The sequence below is a fragment of the Pseudomonas sp. AP42 genome, assembly GCF_001728935.1.
GTDB lineage: Bacteria > Pseudomonadota > Gammaproteobacteria > Pseudomonadales > Pseudomonadaceae > Aquipseudomonas > Aquipseudomonas lactis.
Genome location: NZ_LYSO01000153.1, coordinates 1 through 12,684 on the forward strand (window position 1 = coordinate 1; position 12,684 = coordinate 12,684).

Here is a 12,684-nt window from a genome sequence, read left to right on the forward strand (position 1 = left end):
GGTTAGCGTCTGCTGTTACAACCCACAAAGTTGTGTAGATACCTATGCTGCGATAGCGGTGTATCAGTTACAACATTCGTGACCGACACTCCGCCATCGCAGGCAAGCCAGCTCCCACATTTGTTTCGGGCTTCTACCAGGAAAACTCGAGCTGTTCGTTGCCGCCGCTCAGGTCCAGCAACCGCACCCCTATCCCCAGCAACCGCACCGGCTTGCCCCCGCGATTGAACGCCTGGGTCATCAACTGTTCATAACTCTCCAGATCCCGCCCTGCCCCGGCCTGTTCCAGCGTCGTCTGGGTAAAGTCATGAAACTTCACTTTGACGAACGGCTTACCCGCCCGGTAGCTGCTGTCGATACGCGCCATGCGCCCGGCCAGGGTTTCCATCAGTTCCGGCAGTTTCGCCAGGCAACTTGAAAGGTCCGGCAGGTCCACGTCGAAGGTATTTTCCACACTGATGGACTGCCGCCGACTGTCGTTCTGCACCACGCGGTCATCAATCCCACGGGCCAAGCTCCACAGGCGTTCACCGAAACTACCGAATTCACGCACCAGCGCCAGTTTGTTCCAGTCGCGCAATTGCAGGCAGTCTTCGATGCCCAGGCGCGCCAGCTTGTCGGCGGTGACCTTGCCCACGCCATGCAGCTTGCTGACACGCAACTGCGAGACAAAGTCTTCGACTTGGTCCGGCGTGATCACGAACAGGCCGTTGGGTTTTTTCCAGTCGCTGGCGATCTTGGCCAAAAACTTGTTGGGCGCCACGCCGGCAGACACGGTGATATGCAACTGGTTGGAGACCCGGCGCCGAATGTCCTGGGCAATACGCGTGGCGCTGCCGCCAAAATGCGGGCTGTCAGACACGTCGAGGTAGGCCTCATCCAGCGACAACGGCTCGATCAAGTCGGTGTAGTCACGGAAAATCAGCTGGATTTCTTTCGATGCTTCTTTATAGGCATCCATGCGCGGCTTGACGATGGTCAAGTCCGGGCACAGTTTCAAGGCATGACGTGACGACATCGCCGAACGCACCCCATACGCCCGCGCTTCGTAGTTGCAGGTGGCGATCACCCCGCGCCGATCTGCCGAGCCACCGACGGCCAAGGGCTTTTGCGCCAGGCTCGGGTCGTCGCGCATCTCGATGGCGGCGTAGAAGCAATCACAGTCGACGTGGATGATTTTGCGCTGCGTCATATAAACGGGGTGTTAACCAACGGGTGGCCAGTATCGCACTCACCCCTGTATATAGCACCAGTAGTTTGAATCTTCCGCCTGAGCGGTAGGAAATTTCGCAGATGAATATATTTTCTCAATCGAATCTAGCATCCCAATAGAGCTGAAAGCCTTGTCCTGCCTGGCCTGGAACCCTCACGAACCGACCTCTGAAGCGCTAACCGATTGAAGCACAAGCGATTTTCTTCAGTTTACGGGTTGACACACTCGCGTTCCTCTGTAGAATGCCGACACACAGACGCGGGATGGAGCAGTCTGGTAGCTCGTCGGGCTCATAACCCGAAGGTCGTCGGTTCAAATCCGGCTCCCGCAACCAAACATCAAAAAAGGCTACTCGAAAGAGTGGCCTTTTTTGTGCGCGCTTGTTTTCCCTTGCACAAAGCGCCCAACACCTTGATTTCAGAATAATTAGCGCTTATTTCAGCGATTGGCTCATTAACGGTTGACACCCTGCCGTTGGGCTGTAGAATGCCGCCCACAGACGCGGGATGGAGCAGTCTGGTAGCTCGTCGGGCTCATAACCCGAAGGTCGTCGGTTCAAATCCGGCTCCCGCAACCAAACATCAAAAAAGGCTACTCGAAAGAGTGGCCTTTTTTGTATCTGGCGAAAAAGTTCTTCTGAAACAATGGCATGGCATCTTTCATGAAACCGTAGACGGTTTGCAGAGTCCATCTCATTGCACGCTAGGCTCACTGCTCAAGCGCTACCCCTCTACGACCAATGGCCGCAGTCGCCGCGCCCGGTGATCCGCGTTAATATTTGTAATTATTTTGTCCATAGGGATTGGTAACTTGGCTGGATACCTCCATCCTGTCGCGCACAATCCACGAGGTGATTGATGCGCGCCAACTCGTCTGAACCACAAGACACCGTCACAGCAGAACAACCGATCACTCCCACCCGTTTGCGGTGGCTGGACCTGTTGAGCAAGTATCGCCAGCCCATCGGCCTGGCCGTGACGCTCCTGCTGTTTGCAATCGCCCTGATCGCCTGCCGACACCTGTTGCTGGAGCTGGACCTCTACGCCCTGCACGATTCGATCCTGGAAGTGCCCAAGCCCGCCTTGTTGGGTGCCTTTGCGGCAGCGGTTGGCGGCTTCATTATCCTGCTCGGTTATGAGTTCTCCGGCGCGCGGTATGCTGGCGTGCAATTGCCCGCCAAAACCCTGGCCCTGGGTGGTTTCACCGCCTTTGCCATCGGCAACGCCATTGGTTTGTCGATGCTCTCGGGCGGTTCGGTGCGCTACCGTTTATATGCACGCCATGGCATCGGCGCCTCGGAAGTGGCGCACATGACCGTATTCGCCAGCCTGGCCCTGGGCTGTGCCCTGCCGCCGCTGGCCGCGCTGGCCACGTTGAGCAACTTGCCGGCCGCTTCGACTTACCTGCATTTATCGCAAAGCCTGCTCGGTGGCATTGCCGGCGCCGTGCTGCTGTTGTCGGTGCTGCTGTGCATCGGCATCTATCGCCGCCGCCTGCCGGAACAGCCCTACCCCGACAACCTGCTGGTCAAGGCCGGGCGCCGTACCCTGCGCCTGCCAGGCCGACGCCTGACGTTCCTGCAACTGATCATCACCGCACTGGACGTCGCCGCAGCCGCTACCGTGCTGTATCTGCTGTTGCCGGAAGCGCCGCCCTTCGGCCCGTTCCTGTTGGTGTACCTGCTGGCCCTGGCCGCCGGCGTGCTCAGCCATGTGCCGGGTGGCGTGGGTGTATTCGAAGCGATCCTGCTGGCGGCCTTTGCCGACAAACTCGGTGCCGCGCCCCTGGCTGCTGCCTTGTTGCTGTACCGCATGATCTACGTGGTGCTGCCGCTGCTGATCGCCTGTGTATTCCTGCTGGTCAACGAGGCCCAGCGCCTGTTTCAGACCCAGCAAAGCCTGCGGGTGGCATCAGGGCTGGCAGCGCCAGTATTGGCCGTCCTGGTTTTTTTGTCCGGCGTGGTCCTGCTGTTTTCCGGCGCCACGCCAGAGATCGACTCACGCCTGGAAAACATCGGCTTCCTGATCCCCCATCGTCTGATTGACGCGTCGCACTTCGGTGCCAGCCTGATCGGCGTGTTGTGCCTGTTGCTCGCCCAGGGCCTGCGTCGGCGCTTGTCGGCCGCCTGGATGCTGACCATGGTGCTGCTGCTGGTCGGCGCCCTGCTCTCGCTGCTTAAAGGCTTCGACTGGGAAGAAGCCAGCCTGATGACCATGACCGCAGTGCTGCTGGCCATCTTCCGCCGCTCGTTCTACCGCGCCAGTCGCCTGACCGAGTTGCCGTTTTCGCCGCTGTACCTGGTGGCCAGTGTCTGTGTGCTCGGTGCCTCGATCTGGCTGCTGCTGTTTGCCTATCAGGACGTGCCCTACAGCCATCAACTCTGGTGGCAGTTCACCCTCGACGCCAACGCCCCGCGTGGCTTGCGTTCGCTGCTCGGCGCCGCCGTGTTGCTGGTGATCGTGTCGCTGACCTGGCTGCTGCGCACGGCACGCCCAGTCATTCACCTGCCGACCCCGGAAGAACTGGAGCGCGCCAGCAAGATCCTGATGGCCTCGTCCCAACCCGACGGCGGCCTGGCGCTCACCGGCGACAAGGCGCTGCTGTTTCACCCCAACGATGAAGCCTTCCTGATGTATGCCCGTCGCGGGCGTAGCCTGGTGGCCCTGTACGACCCGATCGGCCCGACCCAACCGCGCGCCGAGATGATCTGGCAGTTCCGCGACCTGTGCGACATCCACCACGCCCGCCCGGTGTTCTACCAGGTACGCGCCGAGAACCTGCCGTATTACATGGACATCGGCCTCACCGCGATCAAGCTGGGTGAAGAAGCCCGCGTCGATCTGAAACGCTTTGACCTGGAAGCCAAGGGCAAAGAAATGAAGGATTTGCGCTACACCTGGAACCGTGGCACCCGGGACGGCCTGTCCCTGGAGATCTGCGAACCGGGCAAGGCGCCGATGGATGAATTAAAAGTCATCTCCGATGCCTGGCTTACAGGTAAGAATGTGCGGGAAAAGGGCTTCTCCCTGGGCCGTTTCAGCGATGATTACCTCAAGCACTTTCGTATCGCGATCATTCGCTTCGAAGGGCGCCCGGTGGCCTTCGCCAACTTGCTCGAAACCTACAACCATGACCTGGCCAGCCTCGACCTGATGCGTGCCCACCCGGACGCGCCCAAGTTGACCATGGAATTCATGATGGTGGGCCTGATTCAACATTATAAGAGCCACGACTACGCACGCTTCAGCCTCGGCATGGTGCCGTTGTCGGGCTTGCAACCGCGCCGTGGCGCACCGCTGACCCAACGCCTGGGTTCGATGGTGTTCCGCCGTGGCGAGCAACTGTATAACTTCCAAGGTTTGCGCCGCTTCAAAGACAAGTTCCAGCCAGACTGGGAACCCCGTTACATGGCCGTGCCCGCAGGACTGGATCCGCTGGTGGCATTGGCCGATACCGCCGCCCTGATCGCGGGCGGCTTGACTGGATTGGTGAAACGCTGATGATTCGACGCTCCTGGCGGTATGTATTGGCTTTAGTGGTGCTGCTTGCGCTGATCGCGACGGGTGGCTTCTGGTACTGGAACCGCCCTGCCCCGCAGCCGACCCTGGAGCATTTGCCCCAGGCCGACGGTTCGGTAATGACCCGCGTGACCCCGGCCAGCAACGCAAAAGCCCGCGTGGCCGTGGCGGTGATGGCCGACGAAACCTTGACCGACAGCCAACTGATGGCCCTGAGCCAGGGCGGTGCTGCGCAACTGGTTCAGGTGGTGCTGCCCAAAGATGACTGCGCATTGCAGGAAAAAGCCCTGCAAGGCGCCCTGGCCCAGCTCAAAGGCCCGGCGACCCTGGTCAGCGGCATCGGCCCTGGCGCCGCACTCGCCTGGCGCTGGCTGGCCACCCAGAACGACGACAAGGCCAACGCCATCTCTGTGGGCTTCGCCCTGAAACAGGAAGGCTGCAACGACCCGCTGCCGAAAACCGCCGCCCATGGCAACTGGCTGGTGGCGTGGAACGATAACCCCGACGATGAGAGCGCCAGTTTCGTACGTGACACACCGCGCGCTACGACCAGCATCAGCGACTACGACATTCATTACCCACAGGTGCTGAACAACGAACTGCGCAAGCAACTGGTCGGTTCGGACAACGGCGGCCTGGCGATTCCGGTGGTGGAAGTACCCGCCGGCCAAGCCAAGGACACCGTGACCCTGTTCCTCTCCGGTGACGGCGGCTGGCGCGACCTGGATCGCGACGTGGCGGGCGAGATGGCGAAGATCGGCTACCCGGTGGTGGGCATCGACACCCTGCGCTACTACTGGCAGCACAAGACGCCTGAGCAAAGCGCCAAGGACCTCACCGAGCTGATGCAACACTACCGGCAAAAGTGGGGCACCAAGCGCTTCGTGTTGACCGGTTACTCGTTCGGCGCCGACGTATTGCCGGCGATCTACAACCGTATGCCAGAGAACGAACAGCAACGGGTAGACGCGATCATCCTGCTGGCCTTCGCCCGCACCGGCAGCTTTGAAATCGAAGTGGAAGGCTGGCTGGGCAACGCCGGCAAAGAAGCCGCCACCGGCCCGGAAATGGCCAAGCTGCCGCCTGAGAAAGTCGTGTGCATCTACGGCGCCGAAGAAGTCGACGAGAGCGGCTGCACCGACAAAACCGCCGTGGGCGAAGCCATGAAGCTGCCGGGCGGGCATCACTTCGATGAGAACTACCCGGCGCTGGCCAAGCGGTTGGTGGATATTATCGTCAAGCATCAGGCCAAAGCCGAGTAATCCCGAGCCATACACAAAACAAAATGTGGGAGCGGGCTTGCTCGCGAAAGCGGTGGATCAGTCACAGCAGTATTGACTGACACTCCGCATTCGCGAGCAAGCCCGCTCCCACATTTTTGATGTGTGGTGTTGCTAATAATCAGCGCGGTTCGATGTGCGCAATCATCAGTTGCACCGTCTCATTACCACGAAACTCATTCACATCCAGCTTGTACGCCAATTCCACCCAACGCACCGTCGGGTTCGGCCACACTTCGCGGTCCACGCCAAAGGCAATGCCATCGAGCTTCACCGACCCGCATTCGCTCTTGAGCACCACTTTCAAATGCCGCTCGCCCACCACCCGCTGCTCCACCAACTGAAATACCCCGTGAAACAACGGCTCGGGAAAGTGCTGCCCCCACGGGCCGGCATGGCGCAGGGCGCGGGCCAGTTCCAGGTGAAACTCTTCCACCGCCAGGGTGCCGTCTGAAAGCAGGCGGCCGGTGAGGTCTTCTTCGCGCAGTTGCCGACGCACTTCGGCATCAAAGGCTTCGGCGAACAACGGGAAGTTGGCTTCAGGCAAGGTCAGCCCCGCCGCCATGGCGTGGCCGCCGTATTTGGTGATCAGGTTGGGATGCTGGCTGGCGACGACCGCCAGCGCATCGCGGATATGAAAGCCTTGCACCGAGCGTCCAGAGCCCTTGAGCAAGCCATCGCCGGCATCGGCGAAGGCGATGGTCGGGCGGAAATAACGCTCCTTCATACGCGACGCGAGGATGCCGATCACCCCTTGGTGCCACTCCGGGTCGAACAGGCATAAGCCGTACGGCATCGACTCCACCGGCAAGTCCTTGAGCTGCGCCAGGGCCTCGCGCTGCATGCCTTGTTCGATGGATTTACGGTCCTGGTTCATGCCGTCCAGTTGCGCGGCCATTTCCCGTGCAGCGGCGAAGTCGGTGGTGAGCAGGCATTCGATGCCCAGGCTCATATCGTCCAGGCGTCCGGCGGCATTCAGGCGCGGGCCGAGGATAAAACCCAGGTCGGTGGAGGTGATACGCGCATGATCACGCTTGGCCACTTCCAGAATCGCCTTGATCCCCGGCCGTGCCCGACCGGCCCGAATACGCTCCAGGCCCTGGTGCACGAGGATGCGGTTGTTGGCGTCCAGCGGCACCACGTCAGCGACGCTGCCCAGGGCCACGAGGTCAAGCAGTTCACCGATGTTCGGCTGGGGCTTGCTGTCATACCAACCCAGGCTGCGCAAGCGCGCGCGCAGGGCCATCAGCACGTAAAAGATCACGCCGACCCCGGCCAGGGCCTTGCTGGGAAACGTGCAGCCCGGCTGGTTCGGATTGACGATGGCGTCGGCGGCCGGCAGTTCATCACCGGGCAAGTGGTGGTCGGTGACCAGCACCTGCAACCCCGCCGCCTTCGCCGCCGCCACGCCTTCGACGCTGGAGATGCCGTTGTCCACGGTGATCAGCAACTGCGGCTCGCGCTGCAGGGCCACCGCGACGATTTCCGGGGTCAGGCCATAGCCGTATTCGAAGCGGTTGGGCACCAGGTAGTCGACATGGGCCGCGCCGAGCAAACGCAAGCCCAGGGTGCCCACGGTGCTCGCCGTGGCGCCATCGGCGTCGAAGTCACCAACGATCAGGATGCGCTGGCGCTGCTCCAGGGCCGTCACCAGCAAGTCCACCGCCGCGTCGATGCCCTTGAGCTGCTGATAGGGAATCAACCGCGCCAGGCTCTTGTCCAGCTCGGCTTCCGATTGCACCCCGCGTGCGGCGTAAAGGCGGGTCAACAACGGCGGCAGTTCACCGAGAAAAGGCAGGACGGCGGGCAGTGGGCGGGGATCGATACGCATACGGTGGTGATAACTTCTCTTTGATCATTGTAGGAGCGAGCTTGCTCGCGAAGGTGGTTAACGATGACGCGTGTGCCTGGGTGATCGCGGTGCCCTGGAGTTTTTCGCGAGCAAGCTCGCTCCTACAGGGAGCCCTGTTCAACCGCGCTCGCCGACCAGCCATTGCAGTTGCACTTCATGCTGGCCACGGTCATCGGTCACAAAGATCGTGCCTTCGCTGATCATCACGTCCCACTTGATGACGCGGGGCATATCCTTGGCCAGGGTCTCCAACACTTCCTGGGGCACGGCAGCGATGTGCACGTTTTTCAGGTTGTTGGCCACCGGCACTACCTTGCCTTCCCACACGCGCAGGCTGCCATAGGCCAGCAGGCTGGTGCGTTCGGTGCGGCGCGAGCACCAGGTCAGGCGGTCGGCATCCGGCTGGCCGACTTCGATCCAGTGCAAAACCCGATCATCCAGGCTTTTTTCCCAAAGGGCCGGTTCGTCCACATCCGACAGGCCACGCCCGAACGCCAATTGCTCGTTGTACCAGAGGGCGTAGGCCAGCAGGCGCACGGTCATGCGCTCTTCGGTTTCCGAAGGGTGGCGGGCGATGGTCTGTTTGACGCTCTCATACACCGAGCGGTCGAGGTCGGTGAGGTTGAGTTCGAATTTGTAGGTCGTGGACGGCTGGGCCATGAACGGGCTTCTAAAGACAAGGAAAGGCGGCCAGTCTAACCGATGGCGAGGGCATTGAACGAATACTGCGCTGCATCCACGCAGCTCGCCTATGTTAAAAAGCAGTACATCATCGTCCCGCGCTTGTAAGGATCCCCATGTCGCTCAATGCCAAACCACTTGCCGGCCTGAAAGTCATCGAACTGGGCACTCTGATCGCCGGCCCGTTTGCCTCACGCATCTGCGCCGAATTCGGCGCCGAGGTGATCAAGGTCGAATCCCCGGACGGCGGCGACCCGCTGCGCAAATGGCGCAAGCTGTATGAAGGCACTTCGCTGTGGTGGTTCGTACAGGCGCGCAACAAGCAGTCCCTGACCCTCAACCTCAAGCACCCTGAGGGGCTGGCGATCCTCAAGCAACTGTTGGCCGACGCCGACATCCTCATCGAAAACTTCCGCCCAGGCGTGCTGGAGAAACTCGGCCTGAGCTGGGAAACCCTGCACGCCCTCAACCCCAAGCTGGTGATGGTGCGCCTCTCGGGCTTCGGCCAGACCGGGCCGATGAAGGACCAGCCGGGGTTTGGCGCGGTGGGCGAGTCCATGGGCGGCTTGCGCTATATCACCGGCTTCGAGGACCGCCCGCCAGTGCGCACCGGCATTTCCATCGGCGACTCGATCGCCGCGTTGTGGGCGGTGATCGGCGCGCTGATGGCACTGCGTCACCGCGAGGTCAATGGCGGCCTGGGCCAAGTGGTGGATGTGGCGCTGTATGAGGCCATCTTCGCCATGATGGAAAGCATGATCCCCGAGTTCGATGTGTTCGGGTTTATCCGTGAGCGCACCGGCAACATCATGCCCGGCATCACCCCCTCCTCGATCCACACCACCGCAGACGGCAAGCATGTGCAGATCGGCGCCAATGGCGATGCGATCTTCAAGCGCTTCATGCAGGTGATCGGCCGTGAGGACTTGGCGAACGACCCAGCACTGGCCAGCAATGACGGGCGTGACACTCGCCGCGACGAGCTGTACGGCGTGATTGATCGCTGGGTCAATTCGCTGTCGCTCGACCAGGTGATTGAGCAACTGAATAAAGCCGAGGTGCCCGCCAGCCGTATCTACAGCGCCGAAGACATGCTGGGCGACCCGCAATTCCTGGCCCGGGAAATGTTCCTCAAGGCGCAGTTGCCAGGCGGCAAGGACTTCAAGATGCCCGGCATCGTGCCCAAGCTCTCGGACACTCCGGGCAGTTGCGAATGGGTTGGCCCGCAATTGGGTGAACACAACAGCCTGGTGCTCAATGCCCTGGGCTACGACGCCGCAGCTATCACCCGACTGCGCGAGGACGGGGCGATCTGACAAATTGCAGGCAAAAAGAAACCCCGAGCAGTGGGGAGACAACTCGGGGTTAAACGTGGCCTACAAAGACCAGTACAGCAAGCTACAGACACCGGAGCACAATGCCTGCTCTTGCTGTTACAAACTCTGACTGAACACCTTGTAGGAAGGTTCCGAAGAAAAATAATGTTTCATGCCAGGGCGCCGCCACGGGTCTGGGAGGCGTTGCGCAAGGCGGCGATGACTGAAGGTTCCAGGCGGCCTTCGGCAATTTTCAGGTCGCGAAGCAGGCAATCCACCACATCCACCAGCGCGCGCTTGTCGCTCAATTGCGCACGATCGACTTCACGTTCAACCACGATGGCGCCACCGGGGTTCTTCACGGTTACCAGGCAGTCGTCGCGCATACCGGCAGAGGTCAGCGTAACCTGATAAGGGCTCAGTGCTTGGCTGAGCAATAGGTTGATACTTTCCATCTCGATCACCACTCAATCATTCGAAAAAGGTTCGAAAAACAAAAATGTCACGAAGAGGCTGACATTCAAGTGACCCGTGCTCAAAGCAGAAAGTTCTACCTTTTGTGTAATCCACTGCTTGAGGAAAACGAGCATGCACGGAAAAGATGACAGAGAAAAAACAACGGCGCACAGGCTAGAATCCCTGGATTATCCCGGGAGCCTGACTTGAGAGCTGCGTCTGAACCGCCTTTGCGTATCGTGATTGCCGACGATCACCCGATTTTCCTGATCGGCCTGCGCGCCGTGCTCGAACGGGACCCGCAGATCAGCATCGTCGGTGAGGCCAATTCACCTCAGGCCCTCAGTGCAGTGTTGCAACACTGTGCCTGCGATGTGGTGGTGACGGACTTCATGATGCCCGTCGAGCCTCAGGCCGACGGGCTGCGCTTGATCGAGCAACTGCGCCGGCACTATCCGCACCTGCCCATTGTGGTGGTGACCATGCTCAACAATGCCGGTTTGTTTCATTCCATCCTGGCATTGGGTGTGATGGGTTTGCTGAGCAAGGCCAGCCTGGCCGATGAGCTGCCCCAGGCGATCCGCCAAGTGCGCCAGCAACGCACCTACGTGGCCCAGACCATCCGCCAGGCGCTGAGCCTGGCCGGGGAAGTCGGCGCTGATCGGCTGCATTCCCAGGAGCACCTGTCACCCCGAGAGCTGGAGGTGATTCGCCTGTTGGCCGGTGGCATGACGGTGGGCGAGATCGCCGCGCACCTGCACCGCAGCAAGCAGACCGTCAGCGCGCAAAAAGTCAGCGCCATGCGCAAGCTCGGGCTGGTCAATGATGCCGCCCTGTTTATTTACGTGCAGGAACACGGGCTGGCCTAGCCTGGAACGCGATCCATTGCTTGAGCGCCGCGGCCTCCATCGGCCGCGCGATAAAGCAGCCTTGCAGCCACGCCGCGCCCAGTTCGCCCACGGCGTGATAGTCGGCGGCGGTTTCCACGCCGGTGACCACCACGGCGACGTCCAGACGCGCCGCCATGCTCATGGCGCCCGCCACCACCGCGGCCTTGCGATCATCATTGGCCATCCCACAGGCAAACGCCGGGGGGATTTTCAGTTCGGTAAAAGGTAGCTCCAGCAAATGCTGCAGGCTGGTGCCGCCCATGCCGAAATCGCCGATGGACAACTGGCAACCCAACATGCGCAAGCGCAGCAACCCGGTGACATGGGCGCTGTCGGTTTTCAATGTCGAGGTTTCCACCAGCTCCAGGGTCAGGCTATGGGCGGGCACGCCGTGCAGTTGCAGCAAACCTTGCAGTACCTGGGGGAAGTGCTCGCGCTCCAGCATGCGCCCGGGGATGTTCACCGCTACCGGCAGCACCTGGCCGCTTTCGCCCATCACCTGGTTCGCCAAGCCAAGCGCCTGCTCCAGCACATGCCAGGTAAACGCCTCTTCCATGCCGGCAAACTCCAGCACCGGCAGGAACTCGTCAGGCAGCAACAGCTCACCGTCCTGCAACTGCCAACGCGCCAGCGCCTCCACCCCTTGCAACACCCCGGCCTGACTGACGATGGGCTGGTACCAGACCCTGCCACACGCCGCGATAGTGACCTGGCTGACATCCGCCGAGGGCGGCAGTTGTTCCTGCTCGCTCAAGCTCAGCAGTTGACGGACGCGCTCCCAGGACAGCACCGCTGGCCCTGGACGCAAGTGCTCCTGACAATCGCTCAGTACTTGCCCGATCAGCTTGGCCGAGGCCGGCTTGGGCAAGCACGCCAAGACCTTGAGCCCTAATTGGCGGGCCATGTTCGCCACGCCTTCCAGCACGTCGGGCTCGGCGTTGCTGAGCAGGATCAACACCTGGGCCAGGCGGCGCTCGGCCAATTCACCGATCAACGCCAGGCCATCGCCCTGCTCCAGGTACAGATCGCAGATGGCGATATCCACCGGGCCTTTGCTGTCCAGGGATTGGCGGGCGATTTCGACCGTTTCCGCGGCGCGTACATTGAACACGCCGTTGGCATTGAGCATCTGGTGCAGGGCCATCAGTTGAAACGGGTTGTCTTCGAGGATCAGGACGTTCAGGGATCGCATGGGTAAGTGGTGTCGGTACAGGGAAAGTCTTGCACAGTAGTCATATGCTGCGGTGTGCCCCATAGGACGTGTCCTAAAAGCGTCCTTAAATGTGGGAAGGGCAGATCCCCTGTGGGAGCTGGCTTGCCTGCGAAGGCGGTGTGTCAGTTCGCAGATAAGTTGGCTGACCTGCCCTCATCGCAGCATAGGTATCTACACAACTTTGTGGGCTGTAGCAGCAGACGGTAACCACGATGCGAAGCGAGCCGCTCTTGATCTGCTTTTGATCTTGATCTTAAGCGCCCCG

General features: G+C 60.9%; 9 protein-coding genes and 2 tRNA genes. 6 read left to right on the top strand and 5 right to left on the bottom strand.

What is annotated here, in order from left to right:
• Positions 1–133: 133 nt before the first annotated feature.
• Positions 134–1,192, bottom strand: coding sequence for a DNA polymerase IV (dinB, locus tag A7K61_RS28600; RefSeq protein WP_003193948.1), 1,059 nt, complete (start codon positions 1,190–1,192; stop codon positions 134–136).
• 278 nt (positions 1,193–1,470) lie between these two features.
• Here dinB and A7K61_RS28605 point away from each other — a divergent pair.
• The 4 genes from A7K61_RS28605 (at position 1,471) to A7K61_RS28620 (ending at position 5,993) form a co-directional block, all read left to right on the top strand.
• Positions 1,471–1,547, top strand: a tRNA-Met gene (locus tag A7K61_RS28605).
• A gap of 166 nt (positions 1,548–1,713) precedes the next feature.
• Positions 1,714–1,790, top strand: a tRNA-Met gene (locus A7K61_RS28610).
• Positions 1,791–2,070: 280 nt separating this feature from the next.
• Positions 2,071–4,713: a bifunctional lysylphosphatidylglycerol flippase/synthetase MprF gene (mprF, locus tag A7K61_RS28615; protein ID WP_047711697.1), complete on the top strand. Its 2,643-nt coding sequence runs from the start codon at positions 2,071–2,073 to the stop codon at positions 4,711–4,713.
• Positions 4,713–5,993: a virulence factor family protein gene (locus tag A7K61_RS28620; protein ID WP_044268018.1), complete on the top strand. Its 1,281-nt coding sequence runs from the start codon at positions 4,713–4,715 to the stop codon at positions 5,991–5,993. Before mprF ends, A7K61_RS28620 begins: the two co-directional genes overlap by 1 nt.
• Positions 5,994–6,132: 139 nt before the next feature.
• On the opposite strand, the gene recJ is transcribed toward A7K61_RS28620, so the two are convergent.
• Together recJ and A7K61_RS28630 are read right to left on the bottom strand one after the other, a co-directional pair.
• Positions 6,133–7,842 (bottom strand): single-stranded-DNA-specific exonuclease RecJ, encoded by a 1,710-nt coding sequence (gene recJ, locus A7K61_RS28625; protein WP_044268020.1) that lies wholly within the window; start codon positions 7,840–7,842, stop codon positions 6,133–6,135.
• Positions 7,843–7,980: 138 nt separating this feature from the next.
• Complete coding sequence (locus tag A7K61_RS28630) at positions 7,981–8,523, bottom strand: YaeQ family protein (protein ID WP_003193952.1); 543 nt, start codon at positions 8,521–8,523, stop codon at positions 7,981–7,983.
• 137 nt (positions 8,524–8,660) lie between these two features.
• On the opposite strand from A7K61_RS28630, the gene A7K61_RS28635 reads away from it, so the two are divergent.
• Entirely contained in the window at positions 8,661–9,860 is a 1,200-nt protein-coding gene (locus A7K61_RS28635; protein ID WP_047711698.1) for a CaiB/BaiF CoA-transferase family protein, read from the top strand.
• Between the two features lie 170 nt (positions 9,861–10,030).
• On the opposite strand, the gene A7K61_RS28640 is transcribed toward A7K61_RS28635, so the two are convergent.
• Positions 10,031–10,315 carry a DUF3509 domain-containing protein gene (locus A7K61_RS28640; RefSeq protein ID WP_020301357.1) on the bottom strand — a complete coding sequence of 95 codons (285 nt, stop codon included), beginning with the start codon at positions 10,313–10,315 and terminating at the stop codon, positions 10,031–10,033.
• A gap of 207 nt (positions 10,316–10,522) precedes the next feature.
• Between A7K61_RS28640 and A7K61_RS28645 the strand changes: the two genes are divergently transcribed.
• Entirely contained in the window at positions 10,523–11,185 is a 663-nt protein-coding gene (locus A7K61_RS28645) for a response regulator transcription factor (protein ID WP_032895434.1), read from the top strand.
• Here A7K61_RS28645 and A7K61_RS28650 read toward each other — a convergent pair.
• The gene (locus tag A7K61_RS28650; protein WP_069558861.1) at positions 11,154–12,398 is read right to left on the bottom strand and encodes an EAL domain-containing protein; all 1,245 of its coding nucleotides are present in this window, start codon (positions 12,396–12,398) and stop codon (positions 11,154–11,156) included. The two genes, A7K61_RS28645 and A7K61_RS28650, sit on opposite strands and share 32 nt — an antisense overlap.
• Positions 12,399–12,684: the final 286 nt, after the last annotated feature.